A 25,447-nucleotide genomic window follows, 5' to 3' on the forward strand; every position below is an offset into this window, starting at 1 on the left:
GAAGGGGTCCTGGCTGCCCTTGGGGGTGGCCGGGCCGCGCGGGTTGACGGGGATGCAGCACGCCTTGCCCTTGTTGCCCTGGTGGCGCTCCTGGAACCAGTCGGAGGTCCATTCCCAGACATTGCCGGCCATCTCGTGGAGGCCGTAGCCATTGGGGGGAAAGGCGCCGACGGGGCAGGTGCCTTCGTGGCCGTCCTCGCGCAGGTTCTGCCAGGGGAAGTAGCCCTGCCAGGTGTTGGCGCGGTGTTCCCCGTGAGGGGTGAAGTCATTGCCCCAGCAGAACTCGTTGCGGTCCAGGCCGCCGCGCGCGGCGCGTTCCCACTCCGCCTCGGTGGGGAGGGCCTTGCCGGCCCAGGTGGCGTAGGCCTCCGCGTCCTCGTAGGCGATGTGGACGACGGGGTGGTCGCGGCGGTGTTTCACGGAGGAGCGGCGGCCCTCCGGGTGCTTCCAGCAGGCCTCGGGGACGTAGTTCCACCAGTTCGCCACGTCGCTCAGGTCCACGGGCCCCTTCGCCTTCTGGAAGACGAGCGAACCGGGGACGAGTGTCTCTGGAGACGCGCCGGGGTAGTCCGCCGGGTTGAGTGGACGCTGCGCGACGGTGACGTAGCCGGTGGCTTCCACGAAGCGGGCGAACTGCTCGTTGGTCACGGTGTGCTTGTCCATCCAGAAGCCGGAGACGGTCACCTGATGGGCGGGGGCCTCTTCCGGGTAGTGGTGGTCGGAGCCCATCCAATAGGTGCCACCGGGAACCCACACCATGTCCGGGGAGGGGGCGCGGCCGGGCCGCTGGGAGGTGTCCGGAGCCACGGCGGAACCGCTGAGGTCTTCGTTCCTGTGCATGGCGTGGCCCCCGGAGGACGCATGGTCCTCCGAGGACAAGCTCCGTCCTGGGACAGGGAATGACACCCGTCCCGGGGGCCGGCGGGTATGTCGGGCAATGATTGATGGAACTGGGAATGGGGGCAGAATGTCCAACCCGCGACGCGGGGATGTTTGCCTTCCCGAACCGAGGAGCTTTCGAACCATGAGGCTGAACCTGAAGCAATGGCTGTCCGTGCTGTGCGTGGGAGCGTTCGCGGTGGCGGTGCCTGCCTGGGCGGATGTGCCCACGCCCGTGGACTGCGGCACGGTGGAGTGCGAGGGCATCCGGGAGATGAAGTCGCTTTACACCGCGGAGATGGCGTACTTCGGGGAGCGGGACTCTTTCACTGCGGACATGGCGCAGCTGGCCTTCGCCGACTTCGCCCCGGCGCCGTGCGCCAATGGCACCCGGGCACCCGTGCCGGGCCCGGGCTGGGTGTCGGGTTGCCGTTTCGCCTACAAGGTCACCGCCGTCACGCCGAATCCGTCCCCGTCCTTCACGGCGGTGGCGCAGGGGGCGGCGGGGACGTCGGCCGCGGGCATCACGCTCCAGATCGGGACGCATCCTGTCTCCGGCATCCTCTTCTGGCTCGAGCGCAACGGCGTGCGCCGCTACGTCGATGCGGCGGAGTGCCTTGCTGCGCAGTCGTTCGTCTGTGATGCCCAACTGCGAGAGGGGACCATGGGCCTCCGGGCGCTGTACACGTCGGAGATGGCGTACTTTGGGGAGAAGGACCGCTACACCAGCAACTACGCCCAGCTCGGCTTCCTCCCGCCGGGGTGCGCGGACGGCACCCGGGCCCCGGTGCCGGATGCGTCATGGATTGGCGGCTGCAAGTTCATCTTCCGCGCGGACGTGACGGGCCCGTCCAGTTTCAGCCTCACCGCGCGCGCCGTGGCGGGCGCCATTCAAGGCACCGTCGTGACCCAGGTGGATCAAGGCGAGCCGGTGGTCACGCCTGTCTACGACTCCGTTTGCAGGTAGGGAACCTGGCAGCTCGTGACATCAGAGCAGAGACTGGTGTCTTGAGCTGCGGGGGCCATCCGACTCCTGGATCCTCCTGTTGCTACGACAGGGGGAAACCTGGCCTCAGCAGCCCCGTCCGCTCCAAATGCTCACGTACGCGCAAGGCGAGCGCCAGATGTTCCGGGTTGCTGGCCGTAAATGGCTCGGGGGTGAGGATGATGAGCGAGCCTTTGTCTTGGACGGGCTCGATGCGGATGGGGGCTGGCAGCGGCGGAACCGTACCCCTGTGTCGAGCGAGGTACGTCACCCATCCGACGTAGGGCGCCCTCTGAACGCGATGGGGTTCCACCAGATCGCGATGCGCATGTGACATGGCCACGCCCCAGTCAGGCTCCCAGGCAATGGCTGTCTCCCGCAGCAGACCTGCCAGGACGGAAGCGCTCAAGATCCGCTCCGCGTTGGGGCCCCTTCCGGGCAGGGTGAAGACGCACGTATTGCTCACGACATCGGTATGGCTACCGCATTGGACGTCGAAGCCAGTCGCGTCGTGGTCGTCCGCCACCCCGTTCCAGCCGCTCACGCGGAAGCCCAGGTCCTCGAACACGCGGTCCCTGCCTCGGACGACGAGTTTCTCCAGCTCCGTGAGACTAGGAGCAATGGGGCGCTTCAGCGCGTCCTTGCGGGACCTGCCGGGCAGGAACCAGTGCGCGAATGAAGGATCGATCCCGGGCAGGGCGGCCAGGAAGCCTGCCATGCGCCGTGCGCACTCCTCCGGCGACTCCTTCCTCGGTCCCCAGTAGGCTCCCGCGTAGTAGGTCTCGTCCACGCTCTATCCTTCCTCACGGCATCGGTGGACTGAAGACGACTTCAATCCCGTAGATTTCCTTGTCCTTGAACAGCCTCCGGAGGGCATCCGCCGTGGACTGCTCCGCGATGTGCCACCGGATGGGCGTGCCCGAGCCCCTGGCCGCCCTGAGCTGTCGCTGCGCCTGCTCGACAAGGGCCTTGGCTCCCGACTTCTCGAACCAGACCCTGGGTTTGAGGTCATCAAGGAACTTGTTCGCATAGCCAGGGCCCTTGGCCTCCAGTAGCACGTCATCCTTGAATCCGTCGAACTTCACTCCGTCCACCCAATAGGCCTCGTCGGCGGAGTGCTCCGCAATCTGCTCCTGGTAGCGCCTGGCTCGGGCGGACATGGATTCATTGGAGGGGCCCCACCTGCCGGGATCCGGAGGAGGCGTCGCGCCCTGCGTGACCGTATGGGCTCGCTGGAGGATGACGGCTGCCCCGGGCCCCCCGCTCAACACCGCCGCCGTGCTTCCCGTGGGGACTGCGATGCGCTCCAGCGCGAGCGCACCCTCGGCGGAGAGGGAAAGCACCGGGACGGTGGCTTCCGCGCCCACCATCAATCCCTTCACCGCGCGTGTCGTGGCGGAGGCAGCGCCCCAGGTGACGATGACGCTCGTCGTCAGCCGGGCGACCTCTCGAATCTGCTCGCCCGCCGTCATGTACTGGAATCGCTCCAGATACTCCGGCGACGATCTGATGAGGGCGACCACTCCTGTGGGCAGGTGTTGGAGCGATGCGAGAGCGTCCCCCGGTGAGCGTGAGATCAGTCCGCCCACAGCGAGCGCCAGTTCCTTGAGTGCATCCTCGGCACCGTCCAGCGAGCGGTTGATGACATCTGCATCGTCGTAGACCTCGGCCAGTGGGGGGCCGTCCACGGAGCGAAGCTGCCCATCCACATGGCGGAAGACACCGCCTCGTCCGCTGTAGAAACGACCCAACTCGAAGTGGCCCGAGCGAAACGCTCCATCCTTCCACCGGATGGGGACGACCTTCTGCTGTGTGCTCCCGTCGAGCGCCCATGCGAGGTATCCGTCCGGACGGAGCACCGCCACCTGTTCGCGTGCGAAGCGCCTCATCCGGCGCAGCAACTCTTCGCGGGAGACTTCGCCGTGCTCCAACACTTCCCGCAACAGGAAGCCTGCCGCCATGCGAGGTGGGAAGGTGCCCAGCGTCACGGGCTTTTCGAGCAATCGTTCCAGCACTTCGATTGCATCATCGGGCGTGAATGGATTGCGCCGTACCGGCAGTTCGTCCAGGTCGTCGATTCCGGCCCGCACGAGCAGCTTCTCGAAGGCATCGACCTCGAAGAGTCCCAACTCCACCGCTTGCCGGGACAGTTCACCGGGATGCGTGCCAAGGAGGGTCGTTCCCGGAGGCAGACGCTTTGGGTGGCTGCGGCCTTCCTCCTCTTCCTCGGAACTGGGGTCTTCTGTCTCAGGGGGCCGCTGATTCGTCCCTGATGCCTCCGACGCGTAGGCCGTGCGCTGGTGGAGCCTCCGCGAACTGCCGCGTCCCGCCGATCACGCGCAGCCTTGAGATGGACGTGATTGCCGTCTGGCTTCGCGGGCGGTGACGGCACGCTCCCGTCACCGCCCGCGGAGGACCCGTCGCTACGTGTGTGACTGCTGGAAGCGATGGATGAACTGCTCCACCTCGTTGGCCAGCGACATCACCTGGTCCCCGATGGTCGGCTCGCTCTCACGCTTGCGCGCCTCCTTCATCTTCTCCTTCACGCGCTCCTTCATCGGCCCGATGCTCAGGCTGCCCGGAGCCTGACTGGGCAGGAACTCGATGAGGCTCTCCGCGAACTTCTTCACCAGCATCTGCGCGGGCACGAACGTGAACATGCGCTCGCCGTACCACTGCGTGTACATGCCGGAGTGCGGCCCGTACTCGAACGGATCCGAGCGCAGGTTGATGAGGTAGGGCCACGCCGGGTTGAAGCGCTTGCCGCTGAACCACATGTCCGGGCCTTCGCCGTCCTGGTAGCTGAAGATGATCTTCCAGTCGTCGTAGCGCACCGCCGCGAGGTTGCCGCTGTCGAGCACGTAGATGAACTCGTGCCGGTCGCCCGGCGCCGTGCCCGCCAGCAGCGCGTTCATGTCATAGCCGTCCAGGTAGACCTTGAAGGTCTTGTCCCCCACCTTGTGGCCCTTCTTGCACTTCTCCACCAGGTCCGTGGGCCCGCCCGCCGCCGCGACCATCGTGGGCATCCAGTCCTCATGCGCGAAGATGTCGTTGATGACGCGCCCCGGCTCCACCACGCCCGGCCAGCGCACCACGCACGGCACCCGCACGCCGCCCTCCCACGTCGAGCCCTTCTCGCCGCGGAACGGGCTGTTGCCGCCGTCCGGCCAGCCCATCTTCTCCGCGCCGTTGTCGCTGGAGAACACCACCATCGTGTTGTCCGCGATGCCCAACTCGTCCAGCTTCGCCAGCAGCACCCCGACGATGTCGTCCAACTCCTTCATCGCGTCCGCGTAGAGCCCGTAGCCCGTCGCGTTCTTGTACTTCTCCTGGAGGTAGGTCCAGACGTGGCAGCGCGTGGTGTTGTGCCAGAGGAAGAACGGCGTGTCCTCCTTCACCGCGCGCTCCATGAAGTCCAGCGTCCCCTGCAGGAACTCGCCGTCCACCGTCTCCATGCGCTTCTTCGTCAGCGCGCCGGTGTCCTCGACGCGCTGCTTGCCCACGAGGCCCCAGCGCGGATCCTCGGTCACGTCGTTGCGGTCGGTGGCGTAGGTGTGCAGCACGCCGCGCGGACCGAAGCGCGCCTTGAAGGCCGGGTCCTTCGGGTAGTCGGGGCACTCCGGCTCGTTCTCCGCGTTCAGGTGGTAGAGATTGCCGAAGAACTCGTCGAACCCGTGCACCGTCGGCAGGTAGGGATTGGAGTCACCCAGGTGGTTCTTGCCGAAGTGGCCGCAGGTGTAGCCCAGCGGCTTGAGCATCTCCGCGATGGTGGGGTCGGAGTCCTGCAGGCCATACTTCGCCCCCGGCATGCCAATGGTGGTGAGCCCCGTGCGCAGCGGGTTCATGCCCGTGATGAACGCCGCCCGGCCCGCGGTGCAGCTCTGCTGGCCGTAGCAGTCCGTCATCAACGCGCCTTCCTTCGCGATGCGGTCGATGTTGGGCGTCTTGTAACCCATCATCCCCTGGTTGTAGGCGCTGATGTTCCAGAAGCCGATGTCGTCGCCCCAGATGACCAGGATGTTGGGTTTGCGCTTCCCATACTTGCCGTGTCCGTTGCCGTTGCCCGTGGGCTTCTTGCCAACGCTCGCCATGTGTTGCCCCCCCTCCGCGGTTTCACTGCCGTGCAAGGTGCGGTCTGCCCTCCGCGTGCGCCCCGTCCACGGGTCGCGGACGGGCATCCGTTGCGGTGGTCCGCACGGCCCCTGCCGGCATTCAGTGGCGGGTGCCTTGGGGTTCGTCATCCCCGGACGGTGCATGCGGCAGGTGCCGCAGCAGCTCCCGCATCCGCCTGTCCGCTTCATCCAGGCGGACGAGCAGGTCCTCCTGCCGGTGGCGCTCCTCGCCGTGCAGACTCGCGCCCGCTTCGTCCACGCGGCTGCGGACCAGATACAGCCCGTCGCGGATGAGGCGCCACTCCTGCCACGCCTGGGATTCGTGGTGCGCCATCCACGCTTCCATGCCCGCGCTCACCTGCGGGTAGACATGCTCGGAGCCCACCTTCGCCAGCACGCCGGTGCGCTCCAGCATCCGCCAGGTCGGCCGGTGCACGCGCGCCAGGGCCAGGGTGATGCCCCGCTGGGACAGGTCCTCGTGCAGGCCGGCGAGCATGTCCGCGCCCGGCACGTCCAGGTCGTCCGTCAGCTCCAGGTCCAGCAGCACCTCCCGCACCGGCACCCTGGCGTCGCGCACGCGGGCGAGCACCTCATCCCGGAGGGACGTCGCATTGGCGAAGAAGAGACCTTCCTCGGGCCGGAAGACGTGCAGGCCGGGCAGGGTGATGGCGGAGGCCTCGCGGTGCGTGGCCGCCAGGTCCAGCGTCCCGGGCACCCGCCCCAGCTCGCTCATGCGCGGCTGGCTGGCGCGGTAGACGGTGAGGAACAGGGACACGCCCACGGCGATGAGCAGCCCGGGCAGCACGTCGAAGGCCAGCACCCCCAACAGCGCCACGCCCGCGCCCAGGAAGTCCGCCCGGCGCAGGCGGAAGAGCCGCACCAGCTCCTTCACATCCATCATCCCCAGGATGGCCACCACGACGATGGCGCCCAGCGTGGCCTCCGGCAGCGTGCGGAACAGGCCGGTGAGGAAGAGCGCCACCAGCAGCGTCAGGCCCGCGGTCACCAGTGAGGCCACCTGCGTGGTGGAGCCCGCCTGGTCGTTGGCGGCGGACTTGGACAGGCTGCACCCCATGCTGAAGCCCCGGAAGAGGCCGCCGCCCACGTTGGCGGCGCCCAGGCCCACCAGCTCCCGGTTGGGGTCCACTTCGTAGCCGTGCTTCGCGGCGAACATGCGCGCCGGCCCAATGGCCTCCGCGAACGCCACCAGCGCGATGCCGCATGCACCCGGCAGCAGCGTCAGCAGGTCCTTCAGGCCCACGCCGTGCGGAAGCTGGGGCGGCACGAGTCCGGCGGGGATGGGGCCGACGATGGTCACCCCCTTCGCGTCCAGGTGCAGCGCGGCGGAGACGGCGATGCCCAGCACCAGCACCGCGAGCGCGGCGGGGATGCGCCGGGACAGCCGTCCCAACAACAACAGCGCCGCGATGCTCGCCGCGCCCACGACGAGGGTCAGCGCGTGCGTCTGTCCCAGGTGCGTGAAGATGAACCCCAGCCGCTCGAAGAAGCCCCCCTTGGCGCCTTCGATGCCCAACAGCTTGGGCACCTGCTTGATGGCGATGATGAGCGCCAGCCCGAACACGAAGCCGCTGAGCACGGAGGCGGAGAAGAACTGCGCGACGCGGCCCAGCTTCAACACGCCCGCCAGCGCGGCGACGGCGCCCGCCAGCAGGGCCAGCGCGGCGGTGAGGGCCATGAAGCGCGGACTGCCCTGCTGTGCCATCGCGCCCACCGTGGCGGCGGAGAGCACCGACACGCTGGCGGACACCGCGACGATGAGCTGCCGCGAGCTGCCGAACAGCGCGTACAGCGCCAGCGCCGCCGGGGTGGAGTACAGCGCCGCCTGCGGCGGCAGGCCGGCGAGCTGTGCGTAGGCCATGCCCTCCGGGATGTGCAGCGCCGTCACCGTGAGCGCGCCCACCAGGTCCTTCTTCAGGCGTGTCGGGTCATAGCCCCGCAGCGAGGCGATGAAGGGACTGACGCGGGCGAGCCATGGGGAAGCGGTCCGCTCGGAGGCGTGGCGCGAGGCTTGTCCCATGGGGACGAGGTGGACACTCCTTCCGACGCGGGCATCGTCCTCCTGGAGTGGGCGGCCGGGCCGTCAGGGGGTGCCCGTGTCCGCGGCCAGTCATTGGGGCCGGTCAGAAGATGTAGCGCAGGATGAGCTGCGCGTAGGTGAGCGTGGTGTCGTCCGACTCCAGCGTCTCGCCCTCCGCGTTCAGGGTGCGACGGGGCTCCGCATCGAGCGTGGCCGCCGCGCCCAGGCCCACCTGGAGGTGCGGCCGGCCGGAGTAGTAGACGCCCAGCGCCAGGCTGTGCGAGTGGAGCGTGTGGTCGGGCAGCTCCACCTCCGTCCGCCAGCCGGTGGTGAAGAGGTATTCGCCCATCACCGCGATGGGGATGCCCAGCGGAGGCCCCATGTCCGCCGTCAGCGCCGCGGCCAGGTTGACGCGAGTCGCTTCCGTCTTCTGCTCCACGCGGCCGCCCGCCACGGCGTCGAAGGGCTTGCTCGTCCGCCACGCGTAGTCGGCGATGGCGGAGGCCTGGAGGGAGAAGGCAGGCCCCAGGGACTGCGCCAGGAACACGCCGCCCGTGACGGACTTCTCGGACGCGGGCACCAGCAGGTACTCCCGGGCCTGTCCATTCAGCACATCGTCCACCGTCAGCAGGGGATTGTTGGTGATGGCGCGGATGAAGGGCAGCAGCGTCAGCTGACGTTCCTTGGTGAGGCCGCCCACGGCGCGCAGGGTGAGCTGGGTGCCGCTGGCTTCACTGCGCAGCAGCCGTACCCCCACGCCCGCCTGCCCCACGGAGTCGAGCGAGCCGCCGTCGGTAACCAGCGACACCACGTTCGCCCCGATGACGCTCGTGGCCCGCGCGAAGACGCTCAGGTCCAACCAGTCCGTGAGGCGCAGGCCCAGGTCCAGCGTCGACTGCAAACCAAGGAGCCACAGGTCCCGCCGTTCGATGCCCCCCGTGGGCATGGCGGGCACGCTGTAGCGCGCCACCCCCTCGCGGATGCCCACGTGCGTGGTGATCAACGCGCTCTGCTGGAAGATGGGCAACTGGAAGGTGTGGCCGCCCAACTGTCGATTCAGCGGGGGAGTGCCCTCGTCCGACGACACGGCCCCGGCGGTCATCACGGGAGCAAGCAGCAGGCCCAGGGCCAGGAGCACGGTTCGCATGTCCGGCAACCTGCGAAGACGAAAGTGGCGCGGGTATTGCCCGTGCCGCCCTTGCGCCCGTTGTCGGCAAGACGCTCCACCCATCCGGAAGTGGATGCGCCGTTGCGTGCCCAGGCCCGGCGCGAGGCCCGCCGGGTCGCGTGATCAGCGCACCTCGCGTCGGACGACGGCGGGGGTCAACCCGGTGACGCGGCGGAAGACGGTGGTGAAGTGACTCTGCGAGCTGAAGCCGACCGCGAGCGCGATGTCCCCCAGCGAGTGCATGGGGTTGTTCAACAACTCGCGCGCCCGCTCCACCCGCCGCTTCTGGACGAAGGCGTGCGGGGTCATCCCCGTGGACTGGCGGAAGGCGCGGGTGAAGTAGAAGACGCTCAAGCCCGAGCGCTGGGCCAGCTCCCCCACGCGGATGCGCCGGGCGAGGTGGGCTTCGACGAAGAGCTGCACGCGGGAGAGCGCGGCGGCGGAGAGCCCGCCACGCTTGCGCGCCGCCGGTGAGCCCCCCGGGGCCTGGAGGAGCTTCGACAGGCGGGACGCATGGCGGTCCTGGACCGCTCGCGCGGCGGTGAGGAAGCCGGCGACGACCTTCAGGTCCGCGTCCGACAGGGGCTCCATCAAGCGCATCCCGTCCACGCTCAAGGGGCCCCAGAGGGTTTCAATCCATTCACGCGCGTGCTCGGTGAGCACCAGCCGCCTGCCGCCCCGGGCGGCTTCCCGTCGCACGTAGCCCGCCAGCTCCAGCCGCTCCACGTCGGTGCCGCGCGCGACCGCGCTCATGGGCGCGGGGCCTCCGAAGTGAAGCTGCGCAAGGCACACCAGCTCCGCGCGGCCCAGGGCGAGCACCTCGCCGACCGCCGTGTCGAAGTCCGCGGAGGCGTCCTGGAAGCGGACGATGTCGGCGCCAATCTGCTGGAGGAGGACGTGCCGGGGGCTCATCGCGAATCACCGCAGGATTGAGAAAAACAGCACAAGGACGCGAAAGACGCCCGGGCGGGCGGGGACACATCCTTCAACCCATGATGAACCTGAAGCTGTCCGTGGGCGCAATCCTGCTGTGGCTCTTCGTGCTCAACCTGGGCGTCGCGTTCGGCGCGGGGCTCTATGAGCACCGCATCCTGTTGCCCCGGTGGCTGGATGCCACCGGAGCGCACTGGAACGCGGAGGCGGCGCGGCAGGACAACGTGGGGCTGCGCTTCTGGGCCTTCGTCAGCACGGGGCCGCTGACGCTCCTCACCCTGGCGAGCTTCTACTTCGCCACGCAGGTGACGGGCCCGCTGCGCCTGTGGTGGCTCGTGGCGGCCGGGGTCGCGCTCGCGGACCGGCTGCTCACGTTCTCGTATTTCATCCCCACGATGATCCGCCTGCTGGACGCGCCGGACTCACCCGCGTCCGTGGCGTCCGCGCTGCGCTGGTCCCAGGTGAACCACCTGCGCCACACGCTCGTCGCGGTGGCGTGGTTCGCCTCCCTCCAGGCCCTGTCGTGGCTGCGGCTGGCCCAGGTGAGACCCTGATCCCTCGGCGCGGCGCAGCCCCGCCGGCGTGGCGGTGTGCCCCCCCTGTTCGCGCCTGCCACTTCGCGCTAGGGAAGCGGCATGTCCACCGCGCTCCAGACCCGCCCTCGCAGTGACCTGGCCGCTGGCCGTTTCGGCCAGAGCCGCTACATGATCCGCCGGAAGTTCTTCAAGTTGTTCGGCGGCGCGTTCCACATCTACGACGCGGCGGGCAACGTCGCCTTCTATTCAAAAATGAAGGCCTTCAAGCTGAAGGAGGACCTGCGCATCTACAGCGGCGAGGACATGCAGGAGGAGCTGCTCACCATCCAGGCGCGCAGCATCCTGGACCTGGGCGCCACCTACGACGTCACCGACGCGACCACGGGCGAGCGCGTGGGCGCGCTGCGCCGCAAGGCCCTGCGCTCCATCCTGCGCGACCAGTGGCTGGTGCTGGACGTGGACGGTCAGGAAGTGGGGAGGATTGAAGAGGACAGCATGTTGCTGGCGCTGGTGCGGCGCCTGCTCACCAACCTCATCCCGCAGACCTTCAGCGGCACGGTGGGCGACGTGCCGGTGCTGACCTTCCGGCAGCACTTCAATCCGTTCATCCAGAAGATCGACCTCGATTTCTCCGTGGACACCCAGCGTCGGCTGGACCGGCGTCTGGGCATCGCCGCCGCCGTGCTCCTGTGCGCGATCGAGGGGCGCCAGTCCGGCGGGTGAGCCACGAATGAATGCCCCAGGGGTTCATCGGACCTGGGTTCTTCCAGGCGGAGCCGATTGCAGGGTGGCTCCGTCCGGACCGGGACTTCAGCGCACGCTGGCCCAGAAGGGATGGAGCGCCTGCCGGCTGGCGGCCAATGCGTGGCGCGCGTCCGCGTTGACGTCGCCGGTGGCGAAGCTGTCGTCGCGGCCCGCCAGCACCTCGATGCAGGCGTGCACGGAGTTCGACAGGCCCTCCAGCGAGTAACCCCCCTCCAGGCACAGCACCAGCTTGCCGCCGGAGACCTCCTCCGCCAGCTTGCGCACGGCGGTGCACATCGCCGCGAAGCCGCGCTCGGTGACGTCCATGCCGCCAATGGGGTCGTCGCGGTGCGGGTCGAACCCCGCGGAGACGAGGATGAGGTCGGGCCGGTAGGCCTGCGCGACGGGCAGCAGCAGCTCCTCGAAGATCATCCCGTAGTCGGCGTCGGTGTTGCCGCCGGGCAGGCCGCAGTTGACGGTGAAGCCCTGGCCCTCGCCCCGGCCCACCTCCGGCGCGGCGCCGCTGCCCGGGTAGTAGGGGAACTGGTGCACGGACTGGTAGAGCACGTCGCGCCGGCCCCAGAAGGCGGCCTGGGTGCCGTTGCCGTGGTGCACGTCCCAGTCCAGCACCAGCACGCGCTCCGCGCCCAGCCGCCGTCCGGCCTCCGCGGCGATGGCGACGTTGTTGAACAGGCAGAAGCCCATGGCCCGGTCCGGCTCCGCGTGGTGGCCGGGCGGACGCACCAGCGCGAACGCGTTCTTCGCCCGGCCCGCGAGCACCGCCTCCACGGCCTGCACCGCCGCGCCCGCCGCCAGCCTCGCCGCGTCCACGCTGTCCGGTGACACGAAGGTGTCCCCGTCGATCTCCGCGCTCTGTCCGCTCAAGCTCGCGAGCGATGCCAGGAGCGCCGGGCCGTGCACCGCGGCCAGCTCCGCGTCGGTGGCGGAGCGGGGCTGCGCCATCACCGTGCCCGCGATGGGGGTCCGGGCGAGCATCTGGAGGATGCGCCGCAGCCGGGCGGGGGACTCCGGGTGGCCCTCGCCCGGGTCGTGCTGGAGGAAGAGCGGGTCGGTGAGCAGCAGCGTCGCGGTCATCGTACTGACGACCTTACGCATCCCGGGGCCGGGAACCCAGCGCCAGGGTCGGGCCAGGAGGGGCCGCTCCTTGCCCTGGGTGGCACACCCTCCCTACAGTGCGCGGGCCTTGGCACGTCGTCTCAAGAAACCCGGTCTCCGGGGCATCCTCCTGGGTTCTTTCGGCCTCGCACTGGCCGTCGTCCTGGGGACGCTCTACTTCGTTGTCCCGCTTCAAGTGGGAAACCACCTGCAGGAGGGCATGCTCGCTCGCGCCCGCTACAAGGCCCAGGAGGTGAGCGTCCTGCTCGGAGGCCAGGCAGGCGCTCGGCCAGGCCCTGGCCTGCAGGGCATCTACCGTCCCGACAAGGACTTCAGCGTCGTGGCCGTCGTGGACGCGCAGGGCTCGCCCCTGGCCACCCACCCCTCGCCGGTGCCCAGTTGGTTCCAGAGGGCCCTGGAGGACCGCACCCGGTCGGACGCCGGTGCCCAGCTCCCGCTGGACAAGCTGACGTTCCCCAACGGCGACGTGGCGGTGGCCGAACCCGTGATGCTCGCGGGCGGAGCACCCGGGGAGGTGGTGGTGGTGGTGAACCTGTCGCGGCTGGATGAAGTGCTCCAGTCGCTGCGGCACACCGTGCTGCTGGCCTTCCTGGTGGGCCTGGTGCTGTTCCTGCTGGTGGCGTTCCTCATCTCCCGCGCGTTCATCCTCCAGCCGCTGGACACGATGATGTCCATGGCGCGCAAGCTGGCGGAGGCGGACCTCACCGGCCGCGCGGAGGTGCGCAACAGCACGGACGAACTGGGCCAGCTGGCGGAGGCGCTCAACCGCATGGCCCAGAGCTGGCGCGACACGCTGGGCCGCGTGCGCGGCGTGTCCGACGTGGTGGCGGGCGTCATCGAGCAGATCCACCGCACCGGCACCACCGTGTCCTCCGGCGCGGGCACCGTGCAGTCGCGCGTGGAGGAGACGTCCTCCTCCATGGTGGAGATGATGGCCAGCTTGCGCGGCATCGCGGAGAACGTGGAGGTCCTCTACCAGAGCGCGGAGGAGAGCAGCTCCTCCATCATGGAGATGGCCGCCACCAACGACGAGGTGGCGGAGAACGTCCAGGCCATGGCCGCCAGCGTGGAGGAGACCACCAGCGCCATCGAGCAGATGACGTACTCCATCAAGGAAGTGGCCAAGAACATCGAGGACCTGTCCGCCTCCACCGAGGACACCTCCTCCGCCATCAGTGAGATGGACGCGGCCATCGGCCAGGTGGACGCCAACGCCAACGAGACGGCCCGCCTGTCTGAACAGGTCTTCGAGGACGCCCAGACGGGCGTGGAGGCCCTGCGCAAGACGCTGTCCGGCATCGACCGCATCAAGGACACCAGCCGCACCGCCGCGGGCGTCATCGACAGCCTGGGCCGGCGCATCTCCGAGATTGGCAACATCCTCAACGTCATCGACGACGTGGCGGAGCAGACGAACCTGCTGGCCCTCAACGCCGCCATCATCGCCGCGCAGGCCGGCGAGCACGGCAAGGGCTTCGCGGTCGTGGCCGAGGAGATTAAAGACCTGGCCGAGCGCACCGGCGCGTCCACCAAGGAGATCGCGGAGCTCATCCGGGGCGTGCAGGAGGAGAGCCGCAACGCCGTGGTGGTGATGAACCAGGGCTACAAGAGCGTGGAGGAGGGCGTGCAGCTGGGCCGCGAGGCGGAAGGGGCCCTGCGGAAGATCAACGACAGCACGCAGAAGTCCACGCAGATGGTGAAGGCCATCGCCCGCGCCACGGTGGAGCAGTCCCGGGGCAGCAAGCAGGTGACGGCGGCCATCCACCGCATCTCCGCCACGGTGCAGATGATCTCCCAGGCCTCCAACGAGCAGGCCCGGGGCGGCGAGCAGATCATGAAGAGCGCGGAGCGGATGAAGACGCTCACCCAGCACGTGCAGCGCTCCAGCCAGGAGCAGGCGCACGGCAGCAAGCAGATCACCCGCTCCATTGAAAGCATCAACGAGATGGTCACCCACCTGAACCGCGCCCAGAAGGAGCAGACCAAGGGCAGCGAACAGGTGCTCAAGGCGGTGGAGACCATCAAGGGCGTGTCCGAGCACCAGACGCGTTCGGTGCGCCAGTTGGAAGAAGCCATCGACAACCTCACGCGTCAGGCGGAGATCCTCCGCGCCGAGGTGCGGCGCTTCCGCGTCTGAAGTCCCAGCCGTCTCCTGAAGAAGGCAGCCCGTTCCTCATGTCCGCCGAGTCCGCGTCTTCCCCCGCTGCTGTCTCCGAGCGCGCCGTGGTGCTGCTCATCGGCGCGGTGCAGTTCGTCAACATCCTCGACTTCGTGATGGTGATGCCGCTGGGCCCCGACTTCGCGAAGGGGCTGGGCATCGAGTCGTCGCACATCGGCACCATTGGCGGCAGCTACACCGCCGCCGCGAGCGTGGCGGGGCTGGTGGGCGGCTACATGCTGGACCGCTTCGACCGCCGCAAGGCGCTGGCGGTGTGCATGCTGGGGCTGGTGGCGGCCACGGCGGCGGGCGGCCTTGCCACGGGGCTGTCCACGCTGCTCCTGGCGCGGGTGTGCGCGGGCCTCTTCGGCGGGCCGGCGACGGCGCTGTCGCTGTCCATCATCGCGGACCTCATCCCGGCGGAGCGCCGGGGCCGGGCGCTGGGCGCGGTGATGGCGTCCTTCTCCGTGGCGTCCGTGCTGGGCGTCCCCATGGCCCTGAAGGTGGCGGAGGTGGGCGGCTGGCGGCTGCCCTTCTTCGCGGTGGCGGCGCTGGGGCTGGTGGTGGCCACGGCCGCGCTCATCCTCCTGCCGCCGGTGCGCGGCCACCTGGGGCAGGGCGGCAGCGCGGCCCGGGCCCCGGGCGTGGGCGCGCTCCTGGGCCGCTCCGACGTGCAGCTGTCGTACCTGATGACGGCGCTGGTGATGATGAGCGGCTTCATCGTCATCCCGAACATCTCCGCCTACCTGCAGCAGAACCTGGGCTACCCGCGCGACCGGCTGTGGATCATCTACTTCGCGGGCGGCATCGTGAGCTTCGTCACGCTGCGGATGACGGGGCCGCTGGTGGACCGCTTCGGTTCGTTCCGCGTGGGCACGGTGGGCGTGCTGCTGGCCGCGGCCTTCACCTTCGTGGGCTTCGTCTCCTATCCGGCGTGGCTGCCCATCCCGCTGCTCTTCATGGGCTTCATGATGGCCATGGGGGTGCGCAACGTGGCGTACAACACGCTCACCTCCCGCGTGCCGGACAACCCGGTGCGCGCCCGCTTCATGTCGCTGCAGTCCGCGACGCAGCACATGGCGTCCGCGCTGGGCGCCTTCCTGTCCTCCCGCCTGCTGGTGGACCTGCCGGACGGGACGCTGGGCGGCATGGGGACCATCGCCTGGGTCTCCATTGGCCTGTCGCTGGGGGTGCCCGTCATGCTGTGGGTGGTGGAGAACCGGGTCCGCTCGCGCGAACAGGCCCGGGCCTTGGCGGCGCCCCCCTCCCAGGGACTGGCGGTGCCGCTGTCGCCCCAGGCGAACCCCCACGCCTGAGGCGTTTTGCCCCACCGGGCACCGGGGGCACGACCGCCCGCCCCCTCCTCACGGTGCCGGCCGGTCGCTGGATGTCCACTGGCGGTTGCGCGAGCCCGCTCCCGGGGCGATAACCCGGGATCTCCCTCCAAGGGGACTCTGAAGACCCATGTTCAACATTGGCGCAGGCGAAATGGTGTTCATCCTGGTGGCCGCGCTGATCGTGCTCGGCCCCCAGCGGTTGCCTGAGCTGGCGCGGGCCATCGGCAAGTTCATGCGCGAGTTCCGTCGCCAGACGGACGATGTGCGCAACGTGGTGGAGCGCGAGTTCTACCAGATGGATCAGGACTTCAACCGCGAGCTGCCTGCGCCGACGCGCCCGGGCACGCGCGTGCCGTCTCCGCCCCCGGAGCTGGCCTCCAGCGCGCACCACCTGCCGGATGGGTCCATGCCCAACCTGCTCGCGGAGCCCTCCCCGTCGCTCACCGAGTCCCTGGACCCCGCGCGGCTGCCCGCTCCCGAAGCGGCGTCGGAGTCGTCTGCGGACGCCGGGGCCGCGCCCCTGACGATGGCGGCGCTTCCCGAGGCTTTACCCGCGACCGGCGCCGAAGCGGAGGGTGAAGCCGCTGGGGTGGAGCCGCGCCTGGGTCCGGATGGCCTTCCGCAACTCGCCCCCATTCCGGGCACGGTGGCGCGCAACGCGCCGAAACGGAGCTGAGCCCTGAACCGCCAAGGGGTTGATTTCAACGATTTGCGCATGAGCCTGTCGGAGCACCTGACGGAGCTGCGCTCGCGGCTCGTGAAGTGCTCGCTCGCGGTGCTCGTGCTGGGCGCCGTGTCGCTCATCTTCGCCAAGCCCATCTTCGGACTGCTGATGCGGCCGGTGCTCGATGCGCTGCCCGCGGACGGGCGCTCGCTCGTCTACACATCCGGCATCGAAGAAATCAACGTGCTGATGAAGGTGGGCGTGTACTGCGGCATCTTCCTCACCACGCCCGTCATCCTCTGGCAGATCTGGGGCTTCGTGGCGCCGGGGCTCTACCCGGAGGAGCGCAAGTACGCGTCGCCCTTCGTGGTGCTGGGCTCGGTGGCCTTCATCGTGGGCTCGCTGTTCTGCTACTTCCTGGTGCTGCCCTCCATGTTCAAGTTCCTCCTGAGCGAGGAGGAGACGCTCGCCCTGGAGCAGCGCGTGGACACGGCGCGCCTGGGCGGCGAGGACGCGCTGCGCTTCCTGCGCATTGGCGAGGTGGAGCGCGCCGGCCACCTGGCGAAAGAGACCAGCGCCGCGCTGACGGCCGCCGGTGAAGGCCAGGTGAAGGACCCGGAGGTCGCCACCGCGAAGAGCGTGGAGCTGACGGCGCGCCTGAAGGGCCTGGGCGAGCTGCTGGACGCGGCGTCGGACGGGCTGGGCGCCCCCGCGCGCGGCGTGCTGCGCGCGGCGGTGGAGAAGCGGGTGGAGGCGGTGAACGCCTACGGCCGGCAGGACTACGCCACGTCGGAGGCGGCCATGGACCAGGCGGCGAGCCTGCTCGCGGGCGTGGCCCCCACGCGCGCGGAGGAGATGTCCGGCCTGTGGCGGCTGCAGAAGGAGCTGGCCCGGGGCCACGCGGAGGCGGAAGCCGCGCGCTGGACGCGCCCCATGCTGACGATGAACGAGCAGCTGTCGCTGGTGCTGCTGCTCATCCTCGCCTTCGGCGTCATCTTCGAGCTGCCGCTGGTGATGGCGCTCCTGGGCATCGTCGGGGTGGTGCAGTCGAAGTGGCTCTTCCGCTACCAGCGCCACGCGTTCGTGGTGTGCCTCATCGCGGCGGCCATCCTGACGCCCACGGGCGACGTGGTGAACCTGTCGCTGATGGCCGGCCCCATGCTGCTCTGCTACGAGCTGGGCGTGCTGGCGGTGTGGCTCATCGAGAAGCGCCGCGCGAAGTCGGAAGCCTCCACGGACATCACCCCGGCGGCGTAGGCTCTCGGGCGCATGAAGAGCCTCTCCGCGCGACTGATGGTGGACCTGCGCTACCTGCGCGCGCTGTCGCGCAGGTTCCGCAGCACGTTGCTGCTGGCGGTGGCCATCTTCGGGCTGGGGCCGCTGTTGTACCAGGCGCGCTACGTGGGGCCGGGGGGTGACCGCATCTCCTACGGAGAGGCGCTGCACCACGTCTACTTCCTGCTCTTCGGGCAGCCGTCGCTGCCGTACGTCAGCGACTGGCTGGTGGAGAGCCTGAACATCCTCATCCCGCCCATCAGCATCGCGCTGGTGGTGGATGGCGTGGTGCGCTTCGCGTACCTCTTCTTCGCCCGGCACAAGAACGACAAGGAGTGGGTCACCGTGGTGTCCGAAACGATGAAGGGCCACGTCGTGGTGTGCGGGGCGGGGCGCGTGGGCTACCGCGTGGTGACGCAGCTGCGGGAGATGGGCAAGGACGTGGTGGTGGTGGAGAAGCGCGAGGACGCGACGTTCGTGTCCGCGCTGCGCGATGAGAACGTGCCCTTGCTCATCGACGACACGCGCAGCCCGCTGTGCCTGCCGCGCACGCACGTGAAGAAGGCGTCCGCCATCGTCTGCGCCACGGACGACGACCTGGCGAACCTGAACATCGCGCTGGACGCGCGGCGGCTCAACCCGGGCATCCGCGTGGTCATCCGCCTGTTCGACGACGACCTGGGCGCGAAGGTGCGCGACACGTTCAAGGCGGAGGCCCTGTCCAGCTCCTCGCTGGCCGCGCCCGCGATGGCGCTGGCGGCGTTGGACCCGCGGCTCGTGCACTCGTTCCGCATTGGCAAGCACCTGATGGTGGTGTCGCTGTTCGTGGTGCGTGACGGCCTGCCGGGCCTGAACGTGTCCCAGGTGCGCGACCGCTTCGGCGGGCTGGCCCTGTCGCTCATCCGGGGCGCGGAGGAGACGCTGCACCCGCACGGGGACGTGGTGTTCCAGGCGGGGGACCAGGTCACCATCCAGGCGTCCTACCCGGAGTACTGCGTCCTGCGCGCCTTCACCGGTGAGGCGGAGGCGCCCGCGTACGCGGACCACGACAACTTCCTCATGCCGGGCTACCGCCCCACCGGGTGACCGCGCCCTGAAGGACGCGGTCGCGTGCCGACACTCAGGGATGCGGGCAGTTCGGTCCGAGGGAAAAGGTCCTCCAATAGGGTGTCTTCTGGCCCGCGTTGATCTCGGTGCCATCGCACTTGCAGTCGCGCCAGCCCACTTCGACGGTCTTCGACGAGTTGCTGTAGTAGGTGACGGAGAGGCTGGGATCGACGCCGCAACTGGGAGGCGCGATGGCCTGCTCCACCTGGTCCACGGCGGGCTCCTGTCCGGGAGACGATTCCGTGCCCCCGCATGCGGCCAGCAGCATTGCTCCGGTGAGCGACACACCCCTAAGAAGTCGGTTCATCTGGCAATCCTTTCCGTGAAAGGGAAGGAAACCAGACTACCGGGAGAAACCGATAAATGCCGACAGGGCAGACCGCGAAGGTTGGATTCCAGGCAGGAGTCCGTCGCTCCTTCTCGGTGGGGGCGGACGTCGCGTGGCAGGGGTGGGGCGAAGGCCCGGGACTGGCTCGCTGGGTGGGCACGCTCCATGGGCCGTTGAAGCAAGGGGCGGCGCTCTCGCTTCCGGATGGGACCCGCGTGACGGTGGTGCGGTGCGTCCCCGCGAAGCAGTTGCGCCTGCGCTTGGAGCGCGATGGGTGGAGCCGGGCCCGCACCGTCCAGCTGCGCCTGATTCCCTCCGTGCACGGCATCACCGTGGCGCTGCACGCGGAGGGGCTTCCGGATGCGGGCGTCCGCGAGGAGCTGCTGGCGCGGTGGACGCACGTCCTGGAGGGCTGGAATGCCTTCTCCGGCAGGAAGGTGGCGGTGAGCCGGTCGGGTTCCCTGGAGCGCGAGCCCGCGGGCAATGGGGGGGCAGAGGAGGCGCCTTCCCTGGAGCCGGGACTCGCGGAGAAGGGCGCGGCGGACCTGAAGAAGGCCGGGCCCGTCGGAGGGGCGCGCGGGGTGAAGAAGAGCGCGGCGCGCGGCGCGAAGTCCGCGCCCGTGAAGTCCCGGGGCGGAGTGAAGAAGGGCGCGTCCGCGAAGCGCCCTCTTGCCTCAGGAAAGACGACCGCGAGGAAGACGGCTGGGAAGGGGAAGCCATCTCCTTCCGCGAAGAAGACGCGGTCCCGGAAGTAGGCCGCGCCAGGAGCGCAAGCCGTTGCCGCGAAACGGCATCTCCGCGCGGTGAGTGGGCCCTTGAACCGGCCCCCTGCGCCGGCCCGCCGCCGTCACCGCCCGCGCAGTCCCTGGGCAATCTTCAGGATGTCCGCGAGCACGCCCGCCGCCGTGACGGGGCCGCCCGCGCCCGCGCCCTGCACCAGCAGCGGGTGGTCCGCGTAGCGCTCCGTGGAGAAGGCCACGAACGCCTCCGAGCCGCGCAGCCGCGTCGCCGGGTGCTCCTTGGACACGGCCACCGGGCCCACGCGCAGCACCGGCCCGTCCTTCGCGGACGGGTCGATGCGCGCCAGATAGCGCAGCACCTTGCCCTCCGCGCGCAGGCCCTCGATGCGCGACGTGAACGTCCGGTCCAGCTTCTCCAGGCCGGAGAGGAAGCGCTCCACGTCCACTTCCTCCAGGTACTCGCGCGGCACGAAGGGCTCCACCTCCACGTCCTCCATCGACAGCTCCAGGCCCTGCTCACGCGCGAGGATGAGCGCCTTGCGCGCGGCGTCCGTGCCCGCCAGGTCCTCGCGCGGGTGCGGCTCCGTGAAGCCCTTCTCGCGCGCGGTGCGCACCGCCTTCGACAGCGGCACGCCGTCCATCAACTGCTGGCTCAGGTAGCCGAGCGTTCCGGAGAACGAACCCTCCACCCCGTGCACCCGGTCCCCCGTGCGCACCAGGTCCTTCAGCGTCTGGATGACGGGCAGGCCCGCGCCCACCGTCGTCTCGTAGTGGTAGGCGCGGTGGTTCAGGTGCGCGGTGCTCCGCAGCCGCTCCCACACCTCGCGCGGCTGCGTCAGCGGCTTCTTGTTCGCCGCCACCACGTGGATGCCGCTGCGGAACGCCTCCAGGTACAGCGCCTCCATGCCGTCCGCCGCGGTGCAGTCCACCAACACCGGCACCGGCAGCCGCCGCAGCGGCTCCAGCAGCGCCTGCACCACGGGCGGGGACGCACCCTCGGGCACCGCTTCGATGCGCTCGCGCCACTGACTCAGCGGGATGCCTTCTGGCGAGAAGAGCACCCGCCGGCTGTCCGCGAGCCCCACCAGGTTGAGCTGGATGCCGTGCGCCTGCGCCAGCGTCTGTTGCAGCGTGCGCAGCTGCTCCAACAATTGGCTGCCCACCACGCCATGGCCCAGCACCAGCAGGCTCACCTCCTCATGGGCGAAGTGGAAGGCCGCGTGCACCGTGCGCACCGTCAGCGCCGTCTCCCCTCCATCCACGATGAAGGAGATGGAGCGCGCGCTGGCCGTCTGCGCGATGGCGCGCACGTTGATGCCCAGCGCTCCCAGCGGCTGGAACAGGCGTCCGGCCACGTTGGCGCCCTGGCCCATCGCCTCCGCCACCAGCGCCACCTGCGTCACCGGCGCGCGCACCTGGGGAGGCAGCAGCGCGCCCCGCTCCAACTCCGGCGCCAGTTCGCGCCGCAGCACCTCTTCCGCGCGGGCCGCATGCACCCGGTGCAGCACCACCGCCACCGAACGCCCCGGAGAGGACTGCGCCGCCATCCACGCGTCGATGCCCGCGGCCTCCAGGGCCTGCAACGCGCGAGGCCCCACCGGCCGCGCCGCCTCTTCCGTCCCGCCCTCCAGGCCCAGCAGCGCCAGGTCCTCCAGCGACACCACGCACGTGGGCACGCTGCCGTCCCCCGCGCCGGGCACGTCGATGAGCGTGCCGGGCTCGTCGGGGTGTTGCAGGTGGCGCACGCGCAGCGGGATGTCCGCGTCCCGCAGCGTGGACAGCGCGCGAGGGTGCAGCGTGGGCAGGCCCAGGTACACCAGCTCCAGCGCCTCCGTGTAGCTCAGGTGTGGCACCGGCCGCGCATCCGCGACATGCAGCGGATCCGCCGTCATCACGCCGGGAACGTCCGTCCACAAGGTCAGCGGCGTGCCCAACAGCACGGCCAGCACCGCCGCCGTCTCGTCCGCGCCACCCGTGCCCAGGGTCGTGGAGCGCCCGTCGAGCGACACGCCCCGTCCGCCCGCGTGCAACGTCAAACGTCCCTCCCACGCGGGACGCAGCGTCGCCACGCGCGCACGGGTGTGCTCCCGGTTCACGCGCGCCTGTCCGGGCTCCCCGTCCGTCACCGTCCAGTCCGCCGCGTCCACCTCCAGCGAGGGCACGCCCCGCGCGCCCAGCAGCCGCCCCAGCAGCGCCGCCGTCAGCCGCTCGCCCGTGCCACGCACCACGTCCTCCAGCGCCGGCCGCCGCTCGCGCACGAGGCTGGCTCCATCCAACGCGCGACGCGCGGGCTCCAGCAGCGACGCCAACGAGCGCGTGCCGTGCGCCTCCACCGACGTGGAGCCTGGAGGCGCGCCCAGCCGGCGCTCGGCCTCCTCCAGCATCAGCAGTCCGCGCGCGAGGAGACCGTCCAGCTCCTGCCGGGCCAGCGTGGAGTTGCCCTTCAACGCGATGGACAGCGCGGCCTCCAGGCCGGTGGAGAGCCAGGGCGGCGAGGACACGATGGCGGCGCGGGTGGTGCCCGCGTCGCGGCGCGACAGGTGCGTGGCCACGGACGCGAGGCCCAGGGCGTTGTCGAGGAGGAACGGCGCGTAGCGGGTGATGCTCACGGGGGCGGTCATGAAGTCTTCCGGGCGCGGACGCCGGCAGGAGAAGGAATGCGGGCGTCGCGGCCCACGCCCGGTGGCAGGGCAAGGGCGCGCAGCAGCAGGGGCGCGAGCGCGTCCCATTCGATGAGGAAGCCGTCGTGGCCGTGCACGCTGCACAGCGCCGCGTATTCGGCGTGGAGACCCTGCGCGCGCAGGCGCCGGGACAGCGTCACCATGTGTTCGGGCGGGAAGAGCTGGTCGCGGTCGATGCCGATGGCCAACGTGCTCGCGCGAATGCGGTCCAGGCCGGGACCTCCGCGGGGCGTGGGCACGCGCGCCAGGTCGTGGTGGTCCATGGCGCCCAGCAGGGCCAGGTAGGAGCGGGCGTCGAAGCGCGCCTCCAGCTTCGCGCCCTGGTGCTCCAGGTAGCTCTCCACCGGATACAGCGCCCGTGACGACCACGTCTGCGGACGCTTCTGGAGCGCGTCCAGTCCGGCCTCCGCGCGGTAGGTGAGCGTCGCAAGCTGACGCGCCAGCTCCAGGCCGCGACGTGGGGACTCGGGGTACTCCGGATCCAACAGGATGGCCTGCCGGGCCACATGGTTCCAGCCCACCACCCACGCGGAAGCGGACTCCGCCGTGGCCATGGGCACCATGCGCTGGAAGCGCTCCGGCGCGAGCGCCGCGAGGCACAGCACGATCATCCCGCCCAGCGAGCCCCCGGTGACGAGCGCCACCTCCTCCACACCCAGCGCATCCAGCGCGGCGAGGATGGAGCGCGCCTGATCCCACGGTGTAATTGTGGCGGGGAGGCTGCGCTCATCCAGGCGCAGGTCGCCCTTGGCCAGCACGGGCGACGGGCCGAAGCGCGTGTCGTCGGTGCGCTGGGGGAAGCCCTCGTCCGCGGGGCCGAAGGTGCCGTAGCAGGAGCCCAGGTTGTTGAAGCACAGGAGGCGCACGCGCGAAGGGTCCAGCGGGCGGCCCGGCCCGATGACGGGCTCCCACCAGCCGCCTTCGCCTCCTGCGTTCATGTCTCCGGTGAGCGCGTGCACCACCAGCACGGTGGGCACGGGGTCGGGCGCGCGTCGCGGGCCGTTGCGACGTGCGTCGGTGGCGGCGTCCCGCAGCTCGGATGCGGAGCGCCGCACGACCTGAAGCCTGCCCGCGCGCGTCGCCTCATCCGAGTGCACGCGCGAGCGCGACTGCAACCACGCGAGGTCCTCCGGGGGCCCCCACCACCAGCCGCGCACCAGATGGGGGGCCACGCGAGCCCCGGCCTCCAGTGGCAGGTCCGGCAGTGACAGGTCGAAGACGCGCGGCGTTTCCGCGCGCGCGGGGATGTCCACGGGATTCCTCACGGGTCGCATGGCGTCAGGCCGCGTTCAACGCCTGGTCCAGGTCGGCCAGGATGTCGTCCAGGTGTTCCAGGCCCACGGACAGCCGCACCAGGTCGTCGGTGACGCCCGTGCTGGCGCGCTCCTCCGGCGACAGCTGCTCATGCGTCGTGGACGCGGGGTGGATGATGAGCGAGCGCGTGTCGCCGATGTTCGCGAGCAGGCTCCACAGCTTCACGCCGTCAATCACGCGGCGTCCCGCGGGCAAGCCGCCCTTCACGCCGAAGGTGACGAGTCCGCCGAAGCCGCCCTTCAGGTACTTCTTCGCGTTGGTGAACGCGGGGTCGGTCTCCAGGCCCGGGTAGCGCACCCACTCCACCTTCTTGTGCGTCTGGAGCCACTTCGCCACGGAGAGCGCGTTCTGCGAGTGGCGCTCCAGGCGCAGGCGCAGCGTCTCCAGGCCCAGGATGAACGCGTGCGCGTTGAAGGGGCTGAGCGCGGGGCCCAGGTCGCGCAGGCCCTCCAGGCGGGCCTTGAGGATGAAGGCCGCGGGCCCGAAGGCCTCGCGCAGGCGCAGGCCGTGGTAGCCGGGGTTGGGCTCGGTCAGCTCGGGGAACTTCCCGTTCTCCCAGGGGAAGTTGCCACCATCCACGATGACGCCGCCAATGGAGGTGCCGTGACCGCCGATGTACTTCGTCGCGCTGTGCAGCACGATGTGCGCGCCGTGGCGCAGCGGGTTGAAGAGGGCGGGGGACAGCGCGGTGTTGTCCACGAAGAGGGGCAGGCCGGCGTCACGCGCGATGGCGCCAATGGCGTCGAAGTCCGGCACGTCCAGGCGCGGGTTGCCCAGCGACTCCAGGTAGAGCGCCTTCGTCTTGGGGCCAATGGCCTCGCGGAAGGACTCCGGACGGTTGGAGTCCACGAAGCGGGTGGTGATGCCCAGGCGCGGCAGCGTCACCTTGAAGAGGTTGTAGGTGCCGCCGTAGAGGCTGGCGCCGGAGACGATCTCATCCCCGTTCTTGAGGATGTTGAGGATGCCCAGCGTCTGCGCGGCCTGTCCGGACGCTACGGCGAGCGCGCCCACGCCGCCTTCGAGCGCGGCGATGCGCTTCTCGAACACGTCCGTCGTGGGGTTCATGATGCGCGTGTAGATGTTGCCGAACTCCTTGAGACCGAAGAGGGCGGCGGCGTGGTCCGCGTCGCGGAAGCGGTAGCTGGTCGTCTGGTAGATGGGCACCGCGCGCGACCCGGTGGTGGGGTCGGGCGAATAGCCGGCGTGCAGCGCGAGCGTGTCGAAGTGCAGCGGGCGGTCGTTGGGCGTGCTCATGGCAAGGGGCTCCTGTTCGCGTCGCCAGCGAGGGCGCGCGTGAGTGAAGGGCGGACG

The 25,447-nt window shown here is 70.0% G+C and carries 21 protein-coding genes; 9 read left to right on the forward strand and 12 right to left on the reverse strand.

The features are described 5' to 3' along the window. On the reverse strand, positions 1-840 hold an 840-nt coding region (locus D7X74_RS19880; protein WP_147446626.1), incomplete at its 3' end, for a formylglycine-generating enzyme family protein. Positions 841-1,024: 184 nt separating this feature from the next. On the opposite strand from D7X74_RS19880, the gene D7X74_RS19885 reads away from it, so the two are divergent. Beyond that, positions 1,025-1,846, forward strand: a complete 822-nt coding sequence (locus tag D7X74_RS19885) for a hypothetical protein (RefSeq protein ID WP_120534558.1) — start codon at positions 1,025-1,027, stop codon at positions 1,844-1,846. A gap of 82 nt (positions 1,847-1,928) precedes the next feature. On the opposite strand, the gene D7X74_RS19890 is transcribed toward D7X74_RS19885, so the two are convergent. The 6 genes from D7X74_RS19890 to D7X74_RS19915 form a co-directional block, all read right to left on the reverse strand. Next, positions 1,929-2,654, reverse strand: coding sequence for an immunity 52 family protein (locus tag D7X74_RS19890; RefSeq protein ID WP_233595924.1), 726 nt, complete (start codon positions 2,652-2,654; stop codon positions 1,929-1,931). A 13-nt stretch (positions 2,655-2,667) separates the two neighbouring features. Beyond that, complete coding sequence (locus tag D7X74_RS19895) at positions 2,668-3,993, reverse strand: Tox-REase-5 domain-containing protein (protein WP_255424444.1); 1,326 nt, start codon at positions 3,991-3,993, stop codon at positions 2,668-2,670. A 294-nt stretch (positions 3,994-4,287) separates the two neighbouring features. After that, a complete protein-coding gene (locus tag D7X74_RS19900; protein ID WP_120534560.1) occupies positions 4,288-5,955 on the reverse strand; it encodes an arylsulfatase in 1,668 nt (555 codons plus the stop codon). 121 nt (positions 5,956-6,076) lie between these two features. Continuing rightward, positions 6,077-8,014, reverse strand: coding sequence for a SulP family inorganic anion transporter (locus D7X74_RS19905; RefSeq protein ID WP_120534561.1), 1,938 nt, complete (start codon positions 8,012-8,014; stop codon positions 6,077-6,079). 103 nt (positions 8,015-8,117) lie between these two features. Next, positions 8,118-9,161, reverse strand: a complete 1,044-nt coding sequence (locus D7X74_RS19910; RefSeq protein ID WP_147444500.1) for a hypothetical protein — start codon at positions 9,159-9,161, stop codon at positions 8,118-8,120. A 144-nt stretch (positions 9,162-9,305) separates the two neighbouring features. Continuing rightward, entirely contained in the window at positions 9,306-10,094 is a 789-nt protein-coding gene (locus D7X74_RS19915; protein ID WP_120534563.1) for an AraC family transcriptional regulator, read from the reverse strand. 80 nt (positions 10,095-10,174) lie between these two features. Here D7X74_RS19915 and D7X74_RS19920 point away from each other — a divergent pair, with 80 nt between their 5' ends. Next, positions 10,175-10,669, forward strand: a complete 495-nt coding sequence (locus D7X74_RS19920; protein ID WP_120534564.1) for a DUF1772 domain-containing protein — start codon at positions 10,175-10,177, stop codon at positions 10,667-10,669. Positions 10,670-10,750: 81 nt separating this feature from the next. Beyond that, entirely contained in the window at positions 10,751-11,374 is a 624-nt protein-coding gene (locus D7X74_RS19925; RefSeq protein WP_120534565.1) for a hypothetical protein, read from the forward strand. A gap of 87 nt (positions 11,375-11,461) precedes the next feature. Here the strand turns inward: D7X74_RS19925 and D7X74_RS19930 are convergent, their stop codons facing one another. After that, positions 11,462-12,490 carry a histone deacetylase gene (locus tag D7X74_RS19930; RefSeq protein WP_199732806.1) on the reverse strand — a complete coding sequence of 343 codons (1,029 nt, stop codon included), beginning with the start codon at positions 12,488-12,490 and terminating at the stop codon, positions 11,462-11,464. A 109-nt stretch (positions 12,491-12,599) separates the two neighbouring features. Between D7X74_RS19930 and D7X74_RS19935 the strand changes: the two genes are divergently transcribed. The 5 genes from D7X74_RS19935 to D7X74_RS19955 all read left to right on the forward strand — a co-directional run bounded on the left by D7X74_RS19935 (position 12,600) and on the right by D7X74_RS19955 (position 19,052). Continuing rightward, entirely contained in the window at positions 12,600-14,669 is a 2,070-nt protein-coding gene (locus D7X74_RS19935; RefSeq protein WP_120534577.1) for a methyl-accepting chemotaxis protein, read from the forward strand. 38 nt (positions 14,670-14,707) lie between these two features. After that, positions 14,708-16,006 (forward strand): MFS transporter, encoded by a 1,299-nt coding sequence (locus D7X74_RS19940; RefSeq protein WP_120534567.1) that lies wholly within the window; start codon positions 14,708-14,710, stop codon positions 16,004-16,006. Between the two features lie 148 nt (positions 16,007-16,154). After that, the gene (gene tatB, locus D7X74_RS19945) at positions 16,155-16,703 is read left to right on the forward strand and encodes a Sec-independent protein translocase protein TatB (protein WP_120534568.1); all 549 of its coding nucleotides are present in this window, start codon (positions 16,155-16,157) and stop codon (positions 16,701-16,703) included. A gap of 39 nt (positions 16,704-16,742) precedes the next feature. Then, positions 16,743-17,948, forward strand: a complete 1,206-nt coding sequence (locus D7X74_RS19950) for a twin-arginine translocase subunit TatC (protein ID WP_120534569.1) — start codon at positions 16,743-16,745, stop codon at positions 17,946-17,948. 12 nt (positions 17,949-17,960) lie between these two features. Continuing rightward, a complete protein-coding gene (locus tag D7X74_RS19955) occupies positions 17,961-19,052 on the forward strand; it encodes a TrkA family potassium uptake protein (protein WP_120534570.1) in 1,092 nt (363 codons plus the stop codon). 34 nt (positions 19,053-19,086) lie between these two features. On the opposite strand, the gene D7X74_RS19960 is transcribed toward D7X74_RS19955, so the two are convergent. Beyond that, entirely contained in the window at positions 19,087-19,380 is a 294-nt protein-coding gene (locus tag D7X74_RS19960; RefSeq protein WP_147446627.1) for a hypothetical protein, read from the reverse strand. 56 nt (positions 19,381-19,436) lie between these two features. On the opposite strand from D7X74_RS19960, the gene D7X74_RS19965 reads away from it, so the two are divergent. After that, positions 19,437-20,156 carry a hypothetical protein gene (locus D7X74_RS19965; RefSeq protein ID WP_147444326.1) on the forward strand — a complete coding sequence of 240 codons (720 nt, stop codon included), beginning with the start codon at positions 19,437-19,439 and terminating at the stop codon, positions 20,154-20,156. Between the two features lie 92 nt (positions 20,157-20,248). Here D7X74_RS19965 and D7X74_RS19970 read toward each other — a convergent pair whose 3' ends face one another. The 3 genes from D7X74_RS19970 to D7X74_RS19980 are packed head-to-tail and all read right to left on the reverse strand — an operon-like array spanning position 20,249 to position 25,390. Next, complete coding sequence (locus tag D7X74_RS19970; RefSeq protein ID WP_158622263.1) at positions 20,249-22,762, reverse strand: bifunctional aspartate kinase/homoserine dehydrogenase I; 2,514 nt, start codon at positions 22,760-22,762, stop codon at positions 20,249-20,251. Beyond that, a complete protein-coding gene (locus tag D7X74_RS19975) occupies positions 22,759-24,096 on the reverse strand; it encodes an alpha/beta fold hydrolase (protein ID WP_120534574.1) in 1,338 nt (445 codons plus the stop codon). Before D7X74_RS19975 ends, D7X74_RS19970 begins: the two co-directional genes overlap by 4 nt. A gap of 4 nt (positions 24,097-24,100) precedes the next feature. Next, positions 24,101-25,390, reverse strand: a complete 1,290-nt coding sequence (locus tag D7X74_RS19980; RefSeq protein WP_120534575.1) for an O-acetylhomoserine aminocarboxypropyltransferase/cysteine synthase family protein — start codon at positions 25,388-25,390, stop codon at positions 24,101-24,103. Positions 25,391-25,447: the final 57 nt, after the last annotated feature.

Origin of the sequence: Corallococcus sp. CA047B (assembly GCF_003612065.1) — a bacterium.
GTDB lineage: Bacteria > Myxococcota > Myxococcia > Myxococcales > Myxococcaceae > Corallococcus > Corallococcus praedator.